Source organism: Microbacterium sp. 20-116, from assembly GCF_041079415.1.
Lineage (GTDB): Bacteria > Actinomycetota > Actinomycetes > Actinomycetales > Microbacteriaceae > Microbacterium.
Genome location: NZ_JBFYGP010000002.1, coordinates 58831 through 80660 on the forward strand (window position 1 = coordinate 58831; position 21830 = coordinate 80660).

Sequence of the window (21830 nt, forward strand, 5' to 3'; positions counted from 1 at the left end):
TCAGGAGTTCGGCTCATGAAGCTCTCGCGCCGCGGCGATGTTACCGGTAACATTGCGATGCGAGGGCGCCGCGCCCCGCCACCCGAACCACCGTCGAAGGAGACCGCGTGTCCGACGCCGCCCCGTTCACGCCCGAGGTGCAGCAGGCGATCGACGCCGTGCGCGCCGACGTCGCCAAGCTGCACGCCGAGCTCGTGCGCTACAACCTCATCGTCTGGACCGGCGGCAACGTCTCGGGTCGCGTGCCCGGTGCCGACCTCTTCGTGATCAAGCCGTCCGGCGTCTCGTACGACGACCTCGCTCCCGAGAACATGATTCTCTGCGACCTCGACGGCAACGCCATCCCCGGCACCCCCGGTTCCGAGCGCAGCCCCTCGAGCGACACCGCGGCCCACGCCTACGTATACCGCCACATGCCCGAGGTCGGCGGCGTCGTGCACACGCACTCGACCTACGGCGTCGCGTGGGCGGCCCGCGGCGAAGAGATCCCCTGCGTCATCACGGCGATGGCCGACGAGTTCGGCGGTCCCATCCCGGTCGGCCCCTTCGCGATCATCGGCGACGACTCGATCGGTCGCGGCATCGTCGAGACCCTGCGCGGCCACCGCTCGCGCGGCGTCATCATGCAGAACCACGGCCCCTTCACGATCGGCACGAACGCGAAGGATGCCGTGAAGGCCGCCGTCATGCTCGAAGACGTCGCCCGTACCGTGCACATCGCGCGCGAGGCGGGCCCGCTCATCCCGATCCCGCAGGACAAGATCGACGCCCTCTACAACCGCTACCAGAACGTCTACGGACAGAGCACGGACGACCGCCGATGAACGCGCACATCACTGACGGCCGGGCCAGCCTCGGCATCGAGCTTGGCTCCACCCGCATCAAGGCGTGCCTGATCGGCCCCGATGCCGAGGTGCTGGCGACCGGATCCCACGAGTGGGAGAACGTCTACGCCGATAAGCTCTGGACCTACTCGCTGGATGCCGTGTGGTCGGGTCTGCAGGCCGCGTACGCCGCGCTGGTCGCCGACGTGCAGCAGCGCTTCGGCGTCACTCCCGAGCGCTACGCCGCGATGGGTGTGTCGGCGATGATGCACGGCTACCTCGCGTTCGACGCCGAGGGCGAGCTGCTCGCCCCCTTCCGCACGTGGCGCAACACCAACACCGGCGTCGCCGCCGCGGAGCTCACCGAGCTGCTGGGCGTGAACATCCCGCTGCGGTGGTCGATCGCGCACCTGCACCAGGCCGTCGTCGATGCCGAGCCGCACGTGCCCGAGATCCGCTTCCTCACCACCCTCGCCGGCTACGTGCACGGGAAGCTCACCGGCGAGAAGGTGCTGGGCGTGGGGGATGCCTCGGGCATGTTCCCCATCGACTCCGCGACCCGCGACTACGACGCCGAGCTCGTCGCCCGCTACGACGCGCTCGCCGCGGGGCGGATCCCCGCCCTCGAAGCCTTGCTGCCGAAGGTGCTCGTCGCGGGTACGGCCGCGGGTGCCCTCACCCCGGAGGGAGCCCAGCTCCTCGACCCGACCGGAACCCTGCGTCCCGGCATCCCGTTCGCTCCTCCCGAGGGCGACGCGGGCACCGGCATGGTCGCAACCTGCGCCGTCGCTCCCCGCACGGGCAACGTCAGTGCCGGCACGAGCATCTTCGCGATGGTCGTGCTCGAACGCCCGTTGAGCCGGGTGCACCACGAGCTCGACCTCGTCACGACGCCGTCGGGCGATGCGGTCGCCATGGTCCACTGCAACAACGGCGCGAGCGAGCTCGCCGCGTGGGCGGACATGTTCACCGCGTTCGCCGCCGCGGCCGGCACCCCGGTGACGCCGGATGCCACGTACACGGCGCTCTTCGAGGCGGCGCTGAACGGCGAGGCCGACGCCGGCGGGCTCCTCGCCTACAACCACCTCGCCGGAGAGCCCATCGCGGGCCTCGACGAGGGGCGTCCGCTCGTGGTGCGCACGCCCGACAGCCGCCTGACCTTGCCGAACTTCATGCGCGCGCAGCTGTACGGCGTCTTCGGCACGCTCGCGCTCGGCATGGACGTACTCCACGGCGAAGGCGTGCAGCTCGACAAGATGTACGCGCACGGCGGCATGTTCCGCACTGCGGGAGTGGCCCAGCGCTTCCTCGCGGCGGCTCTCGACGCACCTGTCGCCGTCGCCGAGACGGCCTCCGAGGGCGGCGCGTGGGGCATGGCCGTGCTCGCGGCCTATGTCGCCGACGAGTCGGGTCGCGACCTCGACACGTGGCTGCGCGAGACGGTGTTCGCCACCGCCCCGATCGTCACCGCCGAGCCCGAGCCCGCCGATGTCGACGGCTTCTCGTCCTACCTCGACCGCTATCGCGCCGGACTCGCCGTCGAGGCCGCCGCCGTGGCATCCCTTTGAAGACCCCTCACGAAGGAAAAGACATGACCCGCACTCCCCTCAAGAACGACCTCGGCGGCTACGAGGTCTGGTTCGTCACCGGCAGCCAGAACCTCTACGGCGAAGAGACGCTGAAGCAGGTCGCCGAGCAGTCGCAGGCCGTGGTCGAGGGCCTTTCCGGCCTGCCGGTGAAGGTCGTCTGGAAGCCCGTGCTGAAGGACTCCGACAGCATCCGACGCATGGCGCTGGAGATCAACGGCCGCGACGACGTCATCGGCGTGATCGCCTGGATGCACACCTTCAGCCCCGCGAAGATGTGGATCTCGGGGCTCGACGCCCTGCAGAAGCCGCTGCTGCACCTGCACACGCAGGCCAACGTCGAGCTGCCGTGGAACGACATCGACTTCGACTTCATGAACCTCAACCAGGCCGCCCACGGCGACCGCGAGTTCGGGTACATCCAGACGCGTCTGGGAGTCGCGCGCAAGACCGTCGTCGGTCACGTCTCGAACCCCGCCGTGCGCCAGCAGATCGAGGACTGGGAGCGCGCCGCCGCCGGCTGGACCGCCGCTCGTACCCTCAAGCTCGCCCGCTTCGGCGACAACATGCGCTTCGTCGCCGTCACCGAGGGTGACAAGACCGAGGCCGAGCTGCGCTTCGGCGTCCAGGTGAACACCTGGGGCGTCAACGAGCTCGTCGAGGCCGTCGAAGCGGCGTCGGATGCCGACATCGACGCCCTCGTGCAGGAGTACGTCGACAGCTACGACGTCGTCGACGAACTGCTCCCGGGCGGCGCGCGTCATCAGTCGCTGCGCGACGGCGCGGCGATCGAGCTGGGCCTGCGCTCGTTCCTCGAGCAGGGCGGCTTCGGCGCCTTCACCACCTCTTTCGAAGACCTCGGCGCGCTCAAGCAGCTGCCGGGTCTCGCGGTGCAGCGCCTCATGGCCGAGGGGTACGGCTTCGGCGCCGAGGGCGACTGGAAGACGGCGATCCTCGTGCGCGTCGCGAACGTGATGGGCGCGGGCCTTCCCGGAGGTGCCTCGCTCATGGAGGACTACACCTACGACCTCGTCCCCGGGCAGGAGCGCATCCTCGGCGCGCACATGCTCGAGGTCTCGCCCTCGCTGACGTCGAAGAAGCCTCGCCTCGAGATCCACGAGCTCGGCATCGGCGGCAAGGACGACCCGGTGCGCCTGGTCTTCACCGCCGACGCGGGTCCCGCGCTCGTCGTCGCGATGAGCGACATGCGCGACCGCTTCCGCCTGGTGGCCAACGTCGTCGAGAACGTCGACGCGCCCGACCTGCCGAAGCTGCCCGTGGGCCGCGCGGTCTGGAAGCCCGCCCCCGACTTCGCGACCTCTGCCGGCTGCTGGCTCGCCGCCGGTGCCGCTCACCACACCGTCATGACGACGGCCGTGGGCATCGAGGTGTTCCGCGACTTCGCCGAGATCGCGAAGACCGAGCTCGTCGTCATCGACGAGGACACCACGGTCCGCGGCTTCCAGAGCGAGCTGCGCTGGAACCAGGCGTACTACCGCCTGGCCCAGGGCCTCTGATCCCCGCCGCCCCGGGAGCGCGAGCCCCGGGGCGGTGCGGCACGTGCCCGTTCCGTTCGCTCGGAACGCGCCCCGCTCGCCGAGGTGCCCCTTACCGCCTCGGCGAGCGGACCGTGCCCCGGATCCCTGGTGGCGGTGGGCTGCCCGGGATCCGGGGCACATCTCGTTCGCGGGGTGCGCGCTCCGCGCGTGAGCGCCCCGTCCCGGTCTCGGTGGGTTCGTGTCCCGGATCGTGCGGCCTTCAGGGTGCTCGGGCCGCCTTTTTCGGGACATGGATGCCGTGGCATCCGGGGTCGCGGCGTAAGCCGACCGATCAGGGCGACGCCGTCGGGGCGTAGGACGCCGGCGCCGCGCGGGGGCGGCCGAAGCGGCACGGACCTGGGGAGCGACGAGCAGGCGAGGAATACCCGCCGAGCAACCACGGTTGCCCCTCGTTCACCTCGACCGATGGGAACCCTCGTTTTGACTGACTCCTCACATGCCCTCGTGGTGGGCGCGACCGGTATCGCCGGCGGCGCCCTGCTGGATCGACTGATCGACGACGGCTGGGAGGTGACGGCGCTGTCGCGACGGGCCGGGGCGGCGCGACCGGGAGTGACCTGGCGGTCGGCGGATCTGCGCTCGCTCGAGGCGCTGACGTCGGCGCTGCGGGGTGTCCCGGTCACGCACGTCTTCTTCACCGCGTGGTCGCGGCAGGACACCGAGGCCGAGAACATCGCCGTCAACGGCGGAATGGTGCGCGATCTGCTCGCGGCGCTCGCCGACGCGCCGGTGCGGCACGTCGCTCTGATGACGGGGTTGAAGCACTATCTCGGCCCGTTCGAGGCCTACGGCCAGGGCGAGATGCCCGACACCCCCTTCCACGAGGACGAGCCGCGCCTCGACGTCGACAACTTCTACTACGCGCAAGAGGATGAGCTCTTCGCCGCGGCCCAGCGTCAGGGATTCACCTGGTCGGTGCACCGCTCGCACACCGTGCTCGGGCACGCGGTCGGCAACGCGATGAACATGGGCCTCACGATCGCCGTGGCCGCGGCGATCAGCCGTCACACGGGTCGCCCGCTCGTCTTCCCCGGCAGCGAGACGCAGTGGAACGGCCTCACCGATGTGACCGATGCCGATCTGTTGGCGAATCAGATGGTGTGGGCGGCGACTCATCCCGAGGGCGCCGACGAGGCCTTCAACACGGCCAACGGCGACGTGTTCCGCTGGCGCTGGATGTGGCCGCGCATCGCCGCAGACCTCGGAGTGGAGGCCGAGGGCTTCGACACCTCCCCCCGACCGTTCGCGCAGCAGATGGCCGACGCGGCACCGGTGTGGGCCGAGATCGTCGCGCAGCACGGTCTCGTCGAGCCCGACCTGGAGCGCGTCGCGTCGTGGTGGCACACGGATGCCGATCTCGGACGCGACATCGAGGTGATGACCGACATGTCGAAGAGCCGCCTGGCGGGCTTCACCGAGCATCACCGCACGCGCGACTCGTTCACGCGCTTGTTCGAGCGGTATCGTGCGGCGCGCCTGATCCCCTGAGGTCGCGGACGCCCTGGCATCCGCCGGCGCTCGGCCCTACAGCCGCTGCCCCAGCGCCCACAGGCGGTCGGCACGCCCCGAGATCGCCTCCGACAGCGCGAAGGCCTGAGAGTCGGTGAGCGATGCCACGTAGTCGACGATCCCGCGGGAGCGCGCGAGGCGTTCGGCGTCGGCATCCGAAGGGCGACGTTCCGCGGGCAGGGTCGCGTACTGCTCGCGGGCCAGGGCGATGAGTTCGCGCAGACGCCGCGGGGTGCGCGCGCGATCGAGGTCGTCGTCGAGCCACTCGCCCAGCGCCCGCACCGACCGCGCGAGGATGCGACTCATGCCGCGCTGCTGGATCGCCAGATCGGGGCGGCTGAGCACGAAACGCTTGTGCACGAACTTCAGCACCTCGACGTGGTGCCAGGCCCAGGGTGACAGCACGACCGGCCCCGCTCGGGGGGTGTCGAGGGGGCGCAGACGCGCCGACTCCTGGAACCGGCGGATCCACCGATCGGTGAAGGCGGCGAGCCGGCGCTCGGCCGTCAGCGAGCCGTCGAAGGGGCGGGCGAGCAGGTCGGTGACCATCTCGGCATCCACGTCGCCGACGGCGGCGAGGAAGGCCTCGTCGTCGGCGATCCACGGGTCGTCGCGGCGCATCTTCCGACGCAGGCGCTCGAGACCGGCCCCGGGCATGAGCTCGGCGCGCACCTCGGCGTCGTCGCGGTCGCGCCACTCGAGCACGTCGTCGAGCCAGCCGCGGAACTCCGCCGCGATGGGCGCGTGGTCGAGGATCCCCGCTCGGTAGAAGTCATCGACGTCGTGCACCGAGTACGCGATGTCGTCGGCGAGATCCATCACGGCGCCCTCGATGCTCTGGCGCAGGGGTTCGGCATCGACCCCGTGCCGGGCCTCGACGAGGTCCTCGAGGTCGAGGTCGTACGCCGAGTACTTGTGCACCCGGTACGCGCCGTCGGGAGAGCGACGGATGCCGCGGGGCGGGCCGATCCGCTCGACGTCGGCCGCGTCGACCGACGGCGCCCACGGGTACTTCGCCGAGGCGGCGCGGACGGCCGCGGTGAGGTTGAGTCCGCGGGGGGCGTTCTCGACGACGTCGAGAGCGGTGAGGATGCGGTAGGTCTGCGCGTTGCCCTCGAAGCCGTCGGGCAGGCCCAGTTCCTCGCGCGCGAGGCGGTCGAGGGTGGTCTCGCCGAGGTGGCCGAAGGGCGGGTGCCCGAGGTCGTGGGCGTAGGCGGCGGCCTCGACGACCGTGGCGTTGCAGACGTCGCCCTCACCGGCCTGCCGCGAGCGCGTGTTGAGCTGCAGGGCGACGACGCGCGCGATCGCGCTGACCTTGAGCGTGTGGGTCAGTCGATTGTGCACGGGTGCCCCGCCGATCGACGGCGACACGACCTGCGTCACCGCCGACAGGCGCGAGAAGTACGGCGAGAACTGAATGCGCTCCAGGTCGATCGACCACGGGTCGGCGCGAGCGTCGTCGTGGTCGGGATGCACGCGGGATGCCGGGTTGCCGACGACGGCGCCTTGGTCGACGTTCACGTGCTCCGGGCGCGCGGCGAATGCCGGGGGAGTGGTCTCGTTGTGGAGCAAAGCGGTCCTCTCGCGGCGTCGACGACGTGGATCCACGCTAACGCGCCGTCTCGGCCGTGTCGTTCCCCGTTGACGGCGGTGGTTCTGGCGGCGAGGGCTCTCCTGCGTGGGGCAAGAGACGGTCGCCGCTCCCGCGGCACCCCGTCGGTCGCTTGCGGGGTGGCCTTCAGTTCGGCAGGGGGCTGCGGTCGGGTTGTGGAAGGCGGAGTCCCGCGGCGGGTCGAATCGCAGAGAGTCACCCCTGGCGGGAGGTCTCGATCGTCTTCTCTGCGGCATCCAGGCCGGCCCGCAGGCCCTCGATGAACCTCGGAAGGAAGGGGGGCTGGAACGACGGGCGCGTGACCACCAGGATCTCCCGATGCCAGGGCTCGATCCCGGCAGGAGGGGGCACGATCTGTACGCGAAGGCCCCGCTCGAGTCCCGCGGCGACGACGGTGGCGGGCACCACGCTGACCGCGAGGCCCTCGCTCGCAAGAGTCAGCAGGCAATTCGGGTCCGAGCTCTCGAAGGCCACGTGGAAACGAAAGCGCAAGCGCTCCGACCAGGAGCCCAGAAGACGTCGATCTCCCAGAGAGCGATGCCCGAGGGCCCAATCCTTGTCGACCAGTTCCTCGAATGTCAGACCCGCCTCCGGCGCGGCCACCAGCAGCATGGGCTCCCTGCGCACCAGCGTCACCGTCAGCGGATCGTCGGCCAGCGGCGAGTCTGCGGGCAGGTACCGGTAGCCGACGAGCAGATCGAGCGCCCCGGATCGCACAAGGGGGATGGCATCCGGCGTCTCCATTTCGCGAACGTTCACACGCGGCCAGGAAGGGTCCTTCTGCAGGGACGAGAAGACGCGCGGAAGCAGGTACTGCAGTGCCGTTCCGTGCGTTCCCAGCGTGAGATCGGGGGCCTCGGAGCGGCTTATCGAACGCAGGCTGTCGGAGAATTCGGAGTTGGCGATCAGCAGCGGACCGGTGGCCGCCAAGAGGGCGCGGCCGGCGGCCGTGATGGCGATCCGACTCCCGGGTCGGCGGACGAGCAGTTCCACCCCCAACGCCCGTTCGAGTCCGGCGATGTGCTGGGTGATCGCCGACGGCACGTATCCCAGTTCCGCGGCTGCGGCCGCCATGGAACCGTGTTCCACGACCGCCGTGAAGCTGCGCAACCAGCGGAGGTTCATCGGGTCATTCATAAAGTGTGAACTCTCCCTTTAGAAAGCATCAGTTTACGCGAACGGGGCGAGCGGCCACGATGGACGACGGCGTCGCTCGTTGCCCCGGCCGGGGGACAGAGCACGCACCCCGATGCACCGGTCATGCACCCCGCGAAAGAAGAGTCATGAAGCCCTCCACGGTCCCCTCGACGCTGGATGTCGACGACATCCGTTCGCACTTCCCCGCGCTTCGTGGCGGCACCGCGTTCTTCGACAGCCCCGGCGGGACGCAGACTCCGACCAGCGTCGCTGCCGCCATCGGCGAGGCGCTTCTCGCTCCGCTCGCCAACCGGGGTCTCGTCACTCAAGCCGAACGCAACGCCACGAGCATCGTCGAGGCGTGCCGGTCCGCACTCGGAGATTTCTTGAACGTCCCGAGCCAGACGGTCGTCTTCGGTCGAAGCGCGACGGCGCTCACCTTCGATCTTTCTCGGGCCATCTCGCGGACGTGGAAGGCCGGTGACGAGGTGGTTGTCACCCGGCTGGACCACAACTCCAATGTGCAGCCCTGGCTGATCGCGGCCGAACGCACCGGAGTGAACGTTCGATGGGTGGACTTCGACCCGGCGACCGGAGAGCTGTCGACGGATGCCGTTCGCGAGCAGCTCTCGGAGAGCACCAGGCTGGTGGCGGTCACCGCCGCATCCAACGTCCTCGGCACCATGCCGGACATCCCCCGGATCGCCGAGGCGGTCCATGGCGTCGGAGCGCTGTTGTATGTCGACGGCGTGCATTACGCGGCACACGCGTTGGTGGATGTCCCCGCGCTCGGTGCGGACTTCTTCGTCTGCTCGCCGTACAAGTTCCTCGGCCCGCACTGTGCGGCCGTCACGATGCGATCGGATCTTCTCGGCCAGCTGCAGCCCGACAAGCTGGCAACCTCGCCGAACACCGATCCCGAACGATACGAGCTCGGCACCCTGCCCTATGAGCTGATGGCCGGCACGACGGCCGCGGTCGATTTCATCGCCGCGATCGGCGGCCCCGAGGGAACCCGCCGCGAACGCCTCGTCCGAGCGGTCGAGGCGATCGACGAGCACGAGACCGACCTGCGAGAAGTCATCGAGACCGGCTTCGCCGCCTTCGGCGACCTCACCGTGCACTCGCGTGCCGCGCGTCGGTCTCCGACCCTGTTCGTCTCGGTCGCGGGCGGTCGCGATCAGGAACTCGCCCGTTTTCTCGCGAGCCGCGACATCAACGCCCCGGCCAGTCACTTCTACGCCATCGAGGCCTCACGACGACTCGGACTCGGCGATGGTGGTGCTCTCCGTGTCGGGCTTGCGCCATACAACACGCGGGACGACGCCGACCGGCTCCTGAACGCGACGGCTGACTTCCTGGCATCCCGCCGGCCGTGAAAACCCGAACCCGGCGCCCACGCCGGGCGGCACCGTAGTGACCGTGGCGCTCGCTGGGAAAACGCAGCTCCCTCTTATACGCCTCGATGCTGACCGACGCAATCGTCCGAGTCGCCGAGCGCTCGAAAAGTACCCGGGTTAGCGTTGCGAACATGACGCTGAATCATGTTCGACGCGGGAGTGGCAGCCCACTGCTGCTGGTGCACGGCCTGGGCGCAGGCTGGCGATCCTGGACTCCGATCCTCGATGAGCTGGCCCGGCACCGTGAGGTCATCGCCATCGACCTGCCGGGATTCGGTGAGACACCGCCGCTGTCCGGTGACGTCTCGATTGCCACGCTGGCCGACTCCGTCGCGGACTTCATCCGCGAGCAGGGACTGGAGGGGGTCTCAACCGTCGGGCAGTCGATGGGCGGCCGAATCGTGCTCGAGCTTGCGCGGCGCGGAGTGGGCGGGGACAGCGTCGCTTTGGACCCTGGCGGGTTCTGGAGTCCCCGCGAGCGCGCTGTCTTCGCCGCCACGCTGCGGCCGTCGATCGTGCTGGTTCGCGCATTGCGCGGCGTTCTGCCCGCCTTGCTCAGTAACCCCGTCGGACGGACGGTGCTTCTGGCGCAATTGTCAGCGCGACCGTGGGTCCTTTCGCGGGAAACGGTGCTGCCGGACGTGCGCGGACTGGCCGATTCCCCCTCGGTCGGAGCCGCCATGAACGCCCTCACCAAGGGCCCCCTGCAACAGGGCGCCCCCGCGGGCACGGTACCCGGCCGGGTCACGATCGGGTGGGGTCGGTGCGACCTGGTGACCGTGCCCAAACAGGCCGATCGCGCCATCCACCTGTTCCCCGACGCTTCGCTGCACTGGTTCGAACGATGCGGCCACTTTCCGCAGTGGGACGTTCCCCACGAAGCGACACGACTCATCCTCGACAGCACCAGCTGAAGCGCGGGGCTGCGTGCGCCACCGGTCGCCACTGCTCGCCGCGCCGTTCCGAGCAGGTGCAAAAACCGGTGCGAGAGCCGATGCGGTGGTCTGTCTCGCACCCCGCCCGCGCCGTCAGCCCCGCCGCACCTCGACCTCGACGATCCGCGCGTCCTGGACGCCCAGCTCGTACGTCGGCCCGACGATCCGCAGCGCCACCGCCTCGTCGGTGTCGGCGCACGAGGACCCGAGCCGCAGCTCCACCTCGCCCGCCTCGACGACGCGCCGCATCGAACGGTCGCTGTAGGCCAGCCGCGAGGCGGGCACGGTGAAGCGCACCTCGGCGCTTTCGCCGGGCGCGAGCTCGACCCGCGCGTACGCCACGAGCTGCGCCACCGGGCGTGTGACGCTGGCCACCGCGCGGTGCGCGTACACCTGCACGACGTCCGCCCCGTGCCGGTCTCCGGTGTTCGTCACACGCGCCGACACGGTGAACGCGTCACCGGCGCGCACCTCGGCAGAAGCTCCGGATGCCGGCACACCGGCGCCCCGCTCGACTCTTAGGCCGACGCCCTCGGCAGGTGCCGCTCCGGCGGACGCGACCCCGTCCGCCCGCAGCTCCCCGCGCGCGAACGACGTGTACGACAGCCCGAAGCCGAACGGACGCACGGGCGTCGAGTCGGTGCTCGTGACCCCCGACGGCCCGCCGAGCAGCGGATGCAGGTACGAGTACGGCTGCGCGCCTGCCGAACGGGGGAGCGAGACGGGCAGACGGCCCGAGGGAGTGGCATCGCCCGCCAACAGCGCTGCCAGCGCCGGCGCGCCCTCCTCACCGGGGAAGAACGCCTGCAGCACCGCGGCGGGACCGCCCGCGGTGTCGAGCGCCCAGTCCAGGGCGTACGGACGGCCCGTCAGCAGGACGAGTACGACAGGGGTTCCCGTCGCCACGACCGCCTCGACGAGCTGGCGTTGCACGCCCGGCAGGTCGAGGGAGTCGGCGTCGTTGCCCTCGCCGACGGTTCCGCGCCCGAAGAGCCCGGCGCGGTCGCCGACGACGACGATCGCCACCTCGGCGTCGCGGGCGAGGGCGGCCGCCGTATCCAGACCCGAGAGATCGGTCCCCTCGACCGTGCATCCCTCGGCGTACGCGATCTCGCCGAAACGCTCGACGAGGGCTTCGCGCACGGTCGGCAGCGAGAAGCCGAGCGGGAAGCTCGGGTGGTGAGCGAGCACGTGGTTCGCGAACGAGTAGCAGCCCATCAGCGCGTCGGTACTGTCGGCGTTCGGGCCGATCAGCGCGATCCGTCCGGGTGAGGCGAGCGGCAGCACGCCCTCGTTGCGCAAGAGTACGACGGACTCCTCGGCCAGACGGCGCGCGAGCGCGCGGTGCTCGGCGTCGTCGAGGTCGACCGCGGTCGGGGCCGCGGAGAAGTCGGCATCCAGCAGCCCGAGATCCTCCTTCTCGGCCAGCACGCGCAGGACGGCACGGTCGACCACGGCTTCGGGGAGGGCTCCGGATGCCACCCGCTCGGCCAGGTGCGGATACGCGTCGGGCCCCGGGAGTTCGACGTCGATCCCCGCCTCGAGGGCGAGTTGCGCGGCCTCGCCGCGGTCGGCCGCGATCCCGTGCATCGATCGGAGGAACTCCACGGCGAAGTAGTCGGAGACGACCGTGCCGTCGAAGCCCCAGCGTCGGCGCAGCAGATCCGTCAACAGCTCGGGGTTCGAGGCCACCGGTACGCCGTCGATCTCGGTGTACGAGTTCATGACGCTGCGCACCCCGCCGTCGCGCACGGCCATCTCGAACGGGGGGAGGAAGACATCCTGCAGCTCGCGCCGACCGGCCGACACGGGTGCGTGGTTGCGGCCGGCGCGTGAGGCGGAGTAGCCCACGAAGTGCTTGAGTGTCGCGTGCACGCCCGCCGCCTGCAGCCCGCGCACGTAGGCCGTTCCGATGGTCCCGACGACGTAGGGGTCCTCGGCGATGCACTCGTCGACCCGGCCCCATCGGGCGTCGCGTACGACGTCGAGCACCGGCGCCAGGCCCTGGTGAACCCCCACCTCGCGCATCGATCGACCGATCGCGGATGCCATGAGTTCCACGGCATCCGGATCGAAAGAGGCTCCCCAGGCGAGGGGGGTGGGGAAGGTCGCCGCCTTCCACGCCGCGAACCCGGTCAGGCACTCCTCATGGACGAGCGCCGGGATGCCCAGACGCGTCTCGTCCTGCAGGCGGCGCTGTTCGCCCCACAGCCAGGCGGCGCGCTCGACGGGGTCGACGGGCCGCGTGCCGTAGACGCGCGTGAGGTGGCCGAGCCCGTGAGCGGTGGCATCCACGTAGGCGGTGGAGGTGACCTTCTCGCCCGAGAGCGGGGCGACGACCTCGTCGCCCTGGTCGACCCAGTACCCGACGAGCTGGGCGAGCTTCTCTTCGAGGGTCATGTCGGCCACGAGGGCCTTCACCCGAGGGGTGATCCCCCGTGTGCGGGCAGCGCCGACGTCGGTGTTCTGAATGGTCATCGTGGGATCAGCCCTTCACGGCACCGGTGAGTCCGCCCACGATCCGTCGCTCGAACACGCTGAAGAACAGCAGAGCGGGGATCATCGACAGAGAGGTGAAAGCGAGTACTCGGGCGGTGTCGACCGAGTACTGCGAGGCGAACGCCTGGGTGCCCAGCGGCAGCGTGTAGGCGGCCTCGTTGTTGAGGATGAACAGCGGCAGCATGTACGAGTTCCAGCTGTTGACGAAGGCCAGGATGCCGACCGTCACCACTGCGGGCACCGCGAGAGGCAGCACCATGCGCCAGAAGAAGCCGAGGCGGCCGAGCCCGTCGATCGAGGCGGCCTCCTGCAGCTCGCTCGGAATGGCGGCGAGGAACGGCGACAGGATGATGATCGTCAGGGGCAGGGCGAAGGCGATCTGCGGCACGATGACGCCCGCGAGCGAGTTCGTCAGACCGAGATTGCGCACCAGGATGTACAGGGGCGTGATCGCGACGGTCATCGGGAACATCAGGCCCGCGGTGAACAGGGCGTACACGGCTCCGCGCCCGCGGAAGCGGTACCGGGCCAGGCCGTAGGCCGCCATCATGCCCAGCGCGACGACGAACGCCGTCGTCGCGATCGCGGCGATCGCGGAGTTGCCGACCTGGCCCCAGAACGCGGGGCTCGCGAGCACGTCGGCGTAGTTCTGCCAGTTCCAGGTGGTGGGAAAGCCCGAGGGATCCACGGTGATCTCGGCGTTCGAGCGGAAGCCGCCGAGGATGATGTAGACCACCGGGGCGAGCATCATCCCGATCAGCAGCAGGGCGACGAAGCCGACGAGCACCGAGCTGCCGCGGTTCGCTCCGGCGGGGCGTCGGCGCGGGGTCCTCCCGCCGCGAGGGGTGACGAGGGTGGCGGTGGCGGTCATTTCGAACCTCCCGTGAGAGCGCCGGCCGTGTCGCGCCGCAGCACGAAGCGCTGATAGACGAGGGCGACGGCGAGCGAGATGAGGAACATCACCACGGCCACGGCGCTGCCGTACCCGAAGCTGCCGGCATTGCGGCCGTTGGCGACCATGTAGGTGGCCATCGTGGAGGTCCCCGCCGTGGAGGCGACGTACTGACCCCAGACGATCCAGACGAGGTCGAACAGCTGGAGGGAGCCGATGATCGACAGGAACGCCCAGATGCGGATCGTCGGTCCCATGAGGGGCAGGACGATGTGGCGCTGGATCTGCCAGTACGAGGCACCGTCGATCGCGGCGGCCTCGCTCAGCTCCTCGGGAATGCCCTGGAGACCGGCGAGGAAGAGGATCACGGCGAAGCCGATGTACTTCCACGTGATGATGATGAGCAGCGTCCAGATCGCCAGCGCCGGATCGGAGATCCAGTCCGCGCGGAGCGAGCCGAGCCCGATCTTCTCCAGAGCCCCGTTGAGCGCGCCGCCCGACTGCAGCATGAGGCCCCAACCGAGACCCACGACGACCTCGGAGATGACGTAGGGCACGAAGATCAGCACGCGGATGAGCGACTGCGCGCGCATCTTGCGATTCAGCAGCAGCGCGAGGCCCAGCGCGAGAGGTCCCTGCAGCACGAGGGATCCGACGACGATGAACGCGTTGTGGCCGAGGGCTTCGTGGAAGGCCGGGTCGGTGAGGATGGTGATGTAGTTTCGCAGCCCCACGAAGTCGACGGGAGCGCCGAAGCCCGACCACTTGTAGAAGCCGTAGTAGGCGGCGAGGGCGACGGGCAGGATGACGAACGACACGAACACCACCAGGGCGGGGCCCAGGAGGATCGCGAGTTCGCCGCGGATGCGCCAGTTCTCGAGCCGTCGCCGCGCGGTCGGCCGCCCGGCCGAGGGGGCGCGTGTGGCGCCCTCCCCGGCCGGGCGGCCTGACCCGGCGTCGGTCGCCGAGGTGGCGAGCTGGGTGGTCATGGTCGGCGTCCTCAGCGGGAAGCGGCGGCGTTGACGGCGTCGACGATGCCCTGCGGGCTGCCCTTGCCGGCGAACAGGTCGACGACGGCGACGTTCAGGGCGTTGCCGACGTTCTGTCCGTACAGTGTGTCGAGCCAGACCGAGACGTAGGGGGCGTCGGTGTACGCCTTCAGCGCGGACTGCAGGGCGGGGGTGGTGACGGCATCCGTCGCCTCGCTCGAGGCGGGGATGGTCTGGAAGGCCGCGGCGTACTTCTCCTGGTTCTCCTTGTTGACGAGGAAGTTCAGGAAGTCGGTGCACTGCGCCGGGGCGTTGACCCAGCACGAGTAGCCGTCGACGCCGCCCATGATCGCGCCCTCTTCGCCCTTGCCGCCGGGAACCTCGGGGAAGGGGAACCAACCGAGGTCGGCGAGGGGCTTCTCATCGGGCGTGAGCGAGGCGATCACGCCGGGGTTCCAGGCACCCATGAGTTCCATGGCGGCCTGGTGGTTGGCGAGCAGGCCCGCCGACGAACCGGCACCCTGCTGGGCCGCCGTGGTGAGGAAGCCGTCGTTGAAGGGCTGGGTCTTCAGGAACGACTCGAGGTTCTCACCCGCCTGCAGCCAGCACGGGTCGTCGAAGCTGCGGCTCTGCGCCGCGGTGTCCAGGACGTCCTTCGAGCAGGCGCGCAGCGCGAAGTTGTAGTACCAGTGGGCCGCGGGCCAGGCGTCCTTCGCGCCCACGGCGATCGGGGCGACGCCCGTGGCGCGGATCTTCGCGTCGGCGGCCTGCAACTCGTCGATCGTCTCGGGGGCGGCGGAGACGCCGGCCGCGGACAGGAGATCCTGCGAGGTGAAGATGCCCGAGGGGAGCACGGCGACGGGCATGCCGTAGTTCTTGCCGTCGACCTCGAAGGCGCCGAGCGAGTTGCCGAGAGCGGTCTTGACCTCGGGCGAGATCTTGTCGGTGAGGTCCATCGCCTGGCCGGCCGCGACGATGTCGGCGAGCTTGCCGCCGCCGCGAGCCATGAACAGGTCGGGGGCGTCGCCCGAGTTGAGGGCGGTCTGGAGCTTGCCGTCCATCTCTTCGTTCTGCAGGGCCTGGATCTCGATCGTGACGCCGGGATTCGCCGCCTCGAACGCCGCGGCCGTGTCCTCCCAGTACTTCTTGCCGTCACCCGTGGTGGAGTTGTGCCACAGCGTCAGCGTGACCGAACCGTCGGCGTTCTGGCCGCCGCCGCCCGCGGCGCAGCCACCGAGGGCGAGTGTTCCGGCGACGGCGAGGGCCGCTCCGGCGAGGATTTTGCGCGTGTTCATGTGATTCCCGTTTCTCTTCGTCGAGGTGCGCCGTGGGACGCGTCGGTGTTCGGCTGCTTCGCCGTTCGTGCGCTTCTCGGGGTCTGCTGCCCGCCGAGGTGTCAGCAGTGTCGCCCGGGTCTCGCGCGAACGTCAAACGTTTTCGAAAATGTTTTCCACGCTATGGTCGGATGCCATGACGAGGCGCGCGACCATCCACGACGTCGCCGCGGCGGCCGGGGTCTCGGTGGCCACGGTGTCGAAGGCGGTGAACGGGCGCTACGGGGTGTCGCCCGAGACCGTGGGGCGGGTCCTGGACGCCGTGAAGACCCTCGGGTACGAGTCGAGCCTCGTCGCCAGCAGCATGCGCTCGCGCCGGACGGGCGTGATCGGCGTGCTCGTGGCCGACATCGAGCCGTTCTCCGCCGAGATCCTCAAGGGAGTCGGGGGAGCCCTGTCCGACACCGGGTACGACCTCTTGGCCTACACGGGCGCGCGTCGCGACGGCGAGGGCTGGGAGCGCCGCTCGCTGAGCCGGCTGAGCGGCACGCTCATCGATGCGGCGATCATCGTCACGCCCACGGTCGTCAACGTCTCGGGAGAGGTGCCCATCGTGGCCATCGACCCGCACACGGGCCGGGGAGACCTGCCGACCGTCGAGTCCGACAGCTACACCGGCGCGCAGCAGGCCGTGCACTATCTCGTGCAGCTCGGTCACCGGCGCATCGGCTTCATCGCGGGGCGGCCCGATCTGCGCTCCGCGGTCGCCCGCGCCTCGGGGTACCGCGCGGGGCTCGCCGCCGCGGGGATCCCGTTCGACTCCGCGCTGGTCGGCGTCGGACGCTACGAGCAGGACGTCGCGCGCGAAGCCGCCGAGGCCATGCTCTCGCTCGACGACCCGCCCACGGCGGTGTTCGCCGCGAACGATCTCTCGGCGCTGTCGATCATCGAGGTCGCCGCCGCGCGGGGGTTGAGCGTGCCCGGCGATCTGTCGGTGGTCGGTTTCGACGACGTGCCCGAGGCCGCCCGCGCGCAACCCGCCCTGACCACGGTCCGCCAGCCGATGAAGCGCCTCGGCGCCGAGGCCGTGCGGATGGTGCTCGCGCTGCTGGCCGGGGAGACCCTGCCCGAGACGCACATCGAACTCCCGACGCGCCTCGTCGCGCGGGCGACGACCGCGCCGCCGCGCTCGCGCTGAACCGCGTGGGGCCCCGGCATCCGGTGCCCGCCCGCGTCGAGTGTCCATGACACGCCGCGCGGGACCGTGCCGACGCGGCGTGTTCTGGACACCCGACGAGTTCCTTCCCGGGGCGCGCGAAACGCCCGCTCCGCCCGTCGCGCGCCGCACCACCCCGCGGCTCGGGTACCGTCGAGGTGTGCCCACTGCCAGCAGTAAAGACGACGAGGTCGACCTCCTCATCGACGCCTGGTCGCAGTTGCTGCCCGACGTCGACCTGACGCCCCTCGACGTGATGTCGCGCCTGCGCCGCGCGGCCTTCCACCTGTCGAAGCTCCGCGCCAAAGCCTTCGCCAGCGCCGACATCGCCGTCTGGGAGTTCGACGTTCTCGCCGTGCTCCGCCGCGCCGGCACCGAGCTCAGCGCAACGCGCCTGATCACAGCGACCATGATCGGCAGCGCCGCCATGACGAACCGCCTCGACAAGCTCGCCGAGCGCGGACTCGTCAATCGCCGCCCCAACCCCTCCGACGGCCGCGCGATCCTCGTCGCGATCACCGCCGAGGGCATCGAGCGCGTGGACGCGGCGATGACCGAGCTCGTCCGCCTCGAAGCCGACGCGCTCCGCGATGTCAGCCGACACGACCAGGCCCTTCTCGCGAGCGCTCTGCGCGTGCTCGCGGCGGGCGAGACGCACGAGGCGTGATCGACCTCGTCACCACCGTGACCCGACGCCCCGTCGTCCTCGACGGCGGCCTGGGCACCCTGCTCGAGGCGCGCGGCAACGACGTCACCTCCGCGCTGTGGTCGGCCCGCGTGCTGCGAGACGAGCCCGACGAGGTGCGCGCGGCCCACGCCGAGTTCGTCGCCGCGGGAGCCGAGGTCGTCATCACCGCCTCGTACCAGCTGGGTTTCGGGGGAGAGATCCCGGATGCCGAGGTCGAGGCGCTCCTGCGCCGCTCGGTGTCTCTCGCGCGAGAGGCCGGCGATGTGGCGGTCGCGGCCTCCGTCGGCCCGGTGGGTGCCCTGCGCGCCGACGGCAGTGAGTACACCGGCTCCTACGGGCTGAGTCTCGACGAGCTGCGCAGCGCCCATCGACGCCGCTTGCACGTTCTCGCCGAATCGGGTGCCGACCTCCTCGCCGTCGAGACCATCCCCTCCGTTCTCGAAGTGGAGGCGCTCGCCCTCGAACTCGATGATCTCGGTGTCCCCGCCTTCGTCAGCGTCTCCGCCGACAGCACCGGTTACGCGCACCGAGGCGCCCGCGCCGAGGCCCTGCGCACCGCGGCATCGGTCTCGAGCGTGCTCGCCGTGGGCGTCAACTGCTGCGCGCCCGAGACGGTGCTTCCCGCGCTCGCCGAGGCTCCCGGCATCCCGCTCCTGGCGTACCCGAACACCGGTGAGAGGTGGGACGCCGCCACACGCACCTGGCATGGCGGTACGGCGCCCCTGGCCGACGCGGCACCTTCGTGGGTCGCCGCCGGCGCGCGTCTGGTGGGCGGGTGCTGCCGCTCGACGCCCGCCGACATCGCGGCGATCGCGGCCGCGGTGCGCTGAGGCCGCGATCGGGTGCGCAGCCCGACGGTTCGGGGCTCTCGGTTGCTCTCGGACCTGTTGCGGAGCAGCCGTGCGACGGCACCGGTCGATGACGCGGCCGAGGCAACGCGCGTGCGGGTGCGAGCGCTCAGACGGTGATCCGCGGCCGCCGCCGGGGTGTCGCGTCGGTGAGCAACTCGACCTCCTCGGGGCGCCAGCCGTAGTCGGCGGCCAAGCGCTCCCGCAGCGCGGATATCGCCGACGGCACAGAGATCTCCACGCCGTGCAGCGAGTCGACGGTCGAGGGGTCGAGATCTCGCGCGGCCCGGCGCAGATCGAGCAGCAGAACGCGGACGCGTTCGCGGCCGAAGGCGGCGGTGGCGAGATTCCAGTCGCCGATCGAGATCGAGGCCCCCCGGCGGCGGCCCCCGGCGGTGGCACCCGCGGAGGGCAGGCCGATGATGACGATCGAGACGCCGGTCAACAGCATCGCCGAGATGCCGGCCACGATGACACCGGTGGGGGAGAACACGGGGTCGAACGAGTCGCTCTCGAGCGAGAGGACGCCACGAGCCGTGGAGTACAGCGCGTATGCGCCCATCGCGGTGGTGAGCACGAAGCGGGATCGGCGGGGCAGCGCGCTCGCCCGGAACGCCAGGACGGCGCAGAGGCCGCAGGCGAGGGCGAGGGTGAACGCCTTGATCGTCGTGACCGCGGCGGGCGCGAGGGTGAAGCCCAGGGCGGCCACGGCGGCGACGGCCACCGCGATCGGCAGGGATCGGGTGAGGGGGCGATCGGGCGTCACGACGAGGGCGGCGCACAGCAGTGCGGGGGCGAGGATCATCGTGGTGTCGGCGGCGATCCGGGTCAGGTCTCCGGCTCCGTTCGACGCCATGATGTCCAGCACTGCCGCACCGACCGAGACCGCTCCCGAGAGGGCTCCGACCCTCAGGAACACACCGAGAGCGCCCGCGCTGCCGATGCGCGGGAGGATCACGCAGATCACTCCGATCGCCAACACCACGCACATGACGGCTACGCCGATCGACAGCACCATGAAACCCCCCGGGGTCTCATCATGGCGGCGCCGTCTGGTACGCCGGCCGTCTTGACGGCGGCCGTGCCGGGGACTATCGACCCGGGCGGGGTCAGTCGAAATCAGCCGCCAGGGCGTTGCGGTGGTACTCGAAGATGATGCTCGTGCGGGTGGAGGCCACGCTGTGCCGGGCCGAGAGGTGGTCGACGACGAAGCGGCGCACGGCCGAGGAATCGTCGACCGCGATGTGCACGAGGAAGTCGTCCGCCCCGCCCAGGAAGAACAGCTGGATCACGTCCGGATGGCGGCGGATCTCGTGCGCGAACGCGCGAATGCTCTCCTGACGCTGCCCCGGTCGTAGCGTCACGCCCACGATCGCCTGCAGGCCCCGGCCGAGACGGCTCTGGTCGACGGCGGCGTGGAAGCCGGTGAGCAGACCGCGGTCGATGAGCCCCCGCAGACGGGTATGAGCGGTGGATGCCGCGACCCCGAGCGCCTCGGCGAGCGCGGCGTTCGTCATGCGGGCGTCGGCGGACAGCAGCTCTATCATCCGGGCGTCGAGCGGGTGCAGATCGTCCCCGGCCATCGCAGATCCTTCGTTTCAGAGGACCGAAGAAGCCCTCGGTATCCGATGATATCGCCGTCCTCGCCGTAGATACCGACCTTTCTTCGGGGAAACACCACGGAAACACGCTTTTCTGCGATTCTCTCCGCAACGCTCATCCGCTCGAGGAGGAACCCATGCGCGTCTGCGTGCCCACCGAGATCAAGAACAACGAGAACCGCGTCGCGATGACACCCGCGGGAGTCGATGCGCTCGTCCACCGCGGCCACGAGGTGCTCGTCCAGGCGGGCGCGGGCGAGGGCAGCGGCTTCGCCGACGAGCAGTACCGCGCCGCGGGCGCCGAGATCGTCGCCACCGCCGACGAGACCTGGGCACGCGCCGAACTCCTGGTCAAGGTCAAGGAGCCCATCGCCCCCGAATACCGGTTCCTGCGCGCCGATCTCACCCTCTTCACCTACCTGCACCTCGCCGCCGATCGGCCGCTGACCGATGCGCTCATGGCCGCGGGGACCACGGCTGTCGCCTACGAGACCGTGCAGACCGCCGATCGCGCCCTGCCGTTGCTGGCGCCGATGAGCGAGGTCGCCGGACGCCTGTCGATCATCGAGGGCGCCCACCACCTGCTGCGCGCCTCGGGTGGCCGGGGTCTGCTCCCCGGCGGTGTGCCCGGCACCCCGCGGGCCAAGGTGGTCGTCATCGGCGGCGGCGTCGCCGGCGAGCACGCCGCGGCGAACGCTCTCGGTCTCGGTGCCCGTGTGACGGTCGTCGACATCTCGCTGCCCAAGCTGCGTCAGCTCGAGGAGCGCTTCGGCGGCGCGATCGAGACCCGCGCCTCGACCCGCCTCGAGATCGCCGAGCAGCTGGCCGACGCCGACCTCATCATCGGCTCGGTGCTCATTCCCGGGGCCGCCGCGCCCAAGCTCGTCACCGACGACATGGTCGCGGCGATGAAGCCGGGCTCCGTGCTCGTCGACATCGCGATCGACCAGGGCGGCTGTTTCGAGGGCTCGCGTCCCACGACGCACGACGAGCCGACCTTCCGTGTCCACGATTCGCTGTACTACTGCGTCGCGAACATGCCCGGCGCGGTGCCGCACACCTCGACCCGGGCCCTGTCGAACGCCACCCTGCCCTACATCACGCGCATCGCCGACCGGGGGTGGGAGGCCGCGGCATCCGCCGATCCCGCCCTGGCCAAGGGCCTGAACGTGCGCGCCGGCGTCGTGGTGAACGAGGGCGTACGCGCGGCGTTCGACCTCTGATCCGCGTCCCCGCGGTGGACACTCGACGAGGGTGGGCC

18 protein-coding genes are annotated in these 21830 nt (G+C 70.5%); 10 read left to right on the forward strand and 8 right to left on the reverse strand.

What is annotated here, in order from left to right; all coding sequences use genetic code 11:
• Nucleotides 1-107 precede the first annotated feature (107 nt).
• The 4 genes from AB6V29_RS04290 (at nucleotide 108) to AB6V29_RS04305 (ending at nucleotide 5457) form a co-directional block, all read left to right on the forward strand.
• Nucleotides 108-824, forward strand: coding sequence for an L-ribulose-5-phosphate 4-epimerase (locus tag AB6V29_RS04290; RefSeq protein ID WP_210072879.1), 717 nt, complete (start codon nucleotides 108-110; stop codon nucleotides 822-824).
• On the forward strand, nucleotides 821-2392 hold the full coding sequence (locus AB6V29_RS04295) for a xylulokinase (RefSeq protein ID WP_369357236.1): 1572 nt from the start codon (nucleotides 821-823) through the stop codon (nucleotides 2390-2392). Before AB6V29_RS04290 ends, AB6V29_RS04295 begins: the two co-directional genes overlap by 4 nt.
• A gap of 23 nt (nucleotides 2393-2415) precedes the next feature.
• Nucleotides 2416-3927, forward strand: coding sequence for an L-arabinose isomerase (gene araA, locus AB6V29_RS04300; RefSeq protein ID WP_369357239.1), 1512 nt, complete (start codon nucleotides 2416-2418; stop codon nucleotides 3925-3927).
• A gap of 447 nt (nucleotides 3928-4374) precedes the next feature.
• Nucleotides 4375-5457 carry an SDR family oxidoreductase gene (locus tag AB6V29_RS04305; protein WP_267788132.1) on the forward strand — a complete coding sequence of 361 codons (1083 nt, stop codon included), beginning with the start codon at nucleotides 4375-4377 and terminating at the stop codon, nucleotides 5455-5457.
• Nucleotides 5458-5493: 36 nt separating this feature from the next.
• On the opposite strand, the gene AB6V29_RS04310 is transcribed toward AB6V29_RS04305, so the two are convergent.
• A complete protein-coding gene (locus AB6V29_RS04310) occupies nucleotides 5494-7050 on the reverse strand; it encodes a deoxyguanosinetriphosphate triphosphohydrolase family protein (RefSeq protein ID WP_369357241.1) in 1557 nt (518 codons plus the stop codon).
• Nucleotides 7051-7285: 235 nt separating this feature from the next.
• A complete protein-coding gene (locus tag AB6V29_RS04315; protein WP_369357243.1) occupies nucleotides 7286-8227 on the reverse strand; it encodes a LysR family transcriptional regulator in 942 nt (313 codons plus the stop codon).
• A gap of 146 nt (nucleotides 8228-8373) precedes the next feature.
• Here AB6V29_RS04315 and AB6V29_RS04320 point away from each other — a divergent pair, with 146 nt between their 5' ends.
• Both AB6V29_RS04320 and AB6V29_RS04325 read left to right on the forward strand, forming a co-directional pair.
• Nucleotides 8374-9606: a cysteine desulfurase-like protein gene (locus AB6V29_RS04320; protein WP_369357245.1), complete on the forward strand. Its 1233-nt coding sequence runs from the start codon at nucleotides 8374-8376 to the stop codon at nucleotides 9604-9606.
• 152 nt (nucleotides 9607-9758) lie between these two features.
• A complete protein-coding gene (locus AB6V29_RS04325) occupies nucleotides 9759-10541 on the forward strand; it encodes an alpha/beta fold hydrolase (RefSeq protein ID WP_369357247.1) in 783 nt (260 codons plus the stop codon).
• Nucleotides 10542-10655: 114 nt separating this feature from the next.
• On the opposite strand, the gene AB6V29_RS04330 is transcribed toward AB6V29_RS04325, so the two are convergent.
• Genes AB6V29_RS04330 through AB6V29_RS04345 form a run of 4 tightly spaced genes read right to left on the reverse strand, consistent with a single transcriptional unit; the run spans nucleotide 10656 to nucleotide 16237 of the window.
• On the reverse strand, nucleotides 10656-13040 hold the full coding sequence (locus AB6V29_RS04330) for a glycoside hydrolase family 3 N-terminal domain-containing protein (protein WP_369357249.1): 2385 nt from the start codon (nucleotides 13038-13040) through the stop codon (nucleotides 10656-10658).
• A gap of 7 nt (nucleotides 13041-13047) precedes the next feature.
• Nucleotides 13048-13932: a carbohydrate ABC transporter permease gene (locus tag AB6V29_RS04335; RefSeq protein WP_210072896.1), complete on the reverse strand. Its 885-nt coding sequence runs from the start codon at nucleotides 13930-13932 to the stop codon at nucleotides 13048-13050.
• Entirely contained in the window at nucleotides 13929-14942 is a 1014-nt protein-coding gene (locus tag AB6V29_RS04340; RefSeq protein WP_307313187.1) for a carbohydrate ABC transporter permease, read from the reverse strand. Before AB6V29_RS04340 ends, AB6V29_RS04335 begins: the two co-directional genes overlap by 4 nt.
• A gap of 11 nt (nucleotides 14943-14953) precedes the next feature.
• Nucleotides 14954-16237 carry an extracellular solute-binding protein gene (locus AB6V29_RS04345; protein ID WP_307313183.1) on the reverse strand — a complete coding sequence of 428 codons (1284 nt, stop codon included), beginning with the start codon at nucleotides 16235-16237 and terminating at the stop codon, nucleotides 14954-14956.
• Nucleotides 16238-16412: 175 nt separating this feature from the next.
• Here AB6V29_RS04345 and AB6V29_RS04350 point away from each other — a divergent pair, with 175 nt between their 5' ends.
• The 3 genes from AB6V29_RS04350 (at nucleotide 16413) to mmuM (ending at nucleotide 18950) form a co-directional block, all read left to right on the forward strand.
• The gene (locus tag AB6V29_RS04350) at nucleotides 16413-17414 is read left to right on the forward strand and encodes a LacI family DNA-binding transcriptional regulator (protein WP_267788122.1); all 1002 of its coding nucleotides are present in this window, start codon (nucleotides 16413-16415) and stop codon (nucleotides 17412-17414) included.
• 178 nt (nucleotides 17415-17592) lie between these two features.
• Nucleotides 17593-18099 carry a MarR family winged helix-turn-helix transcriptional regulator gene (locus AB6V29_RS04355; RefSeq protein WP_210072902.1) on the forward strand — a complete coding sequence of 169 codons (507 nt, stop codon included), beginning with the start codon at nucleotides 17593-17595 and terminating at the stop codon, nucleotides 18097-18099.
• Entirely contained in the window at nucleotides 18096-18950 is an 855-nt protein-coding gene (gene mmuM / locus AB6V29_RS04360) for a homocysteine S-methyltransferase (protein WP_369357253.1), read from the forward strand. Before AB6V29_RS04355 ends, mmuM begins: the two co-directional genes overlap by 4 nt.
• 127 nt (nucleotides 18951-19077) lie before the next feature.
• Here the strand turns inward: mmuM and AB6V29_RS04365 are convergent, their stop codons facing one another.
• Nucleotides 19078-19986, reverse strand: a complete 909-nt coding sequence (locus AB6V29_RS04365) for a hypothetical protein (RefSeq protein WP_369357255.1) — start codon at nucleotides 19984-19986, stop codon at nucleotides 19078-19080.
• A gap of 91 nt (nucleotides 19987-20077) precedes the next feature.
• Nucleotides 20078-20551 (reverse strand): Lrp/AsnC family transcriptional regulator, encoded by a 474-nt coding sequence (locus AB6V29_RS04370; protein ID WP_267788116.1) that lies wholly within the window; start codon nucleotides 20549-20551, stop codon nucleotides 20078-20080.
• Between the two features lie 155 nt (nucleotides 20552-20706).
• Here AB6V29_RS04370 and ald point away from each other — a divergent pair, with 155 nt between their 5' ends.
• Nucleotides 20707-21792: an alanine dehydrogenase gene (gene ald / locus AB6V29_RS04375; protein ID WP_369357257.1), complete on the forward strand. Its 1086-nt coding sequence runs from the start codon at nucleotides 20707-20709 to the stop codon at nucleotides 21790-21792.
• Nucleotides 21793-21830 lie beyond the last annotated feature (38 nt).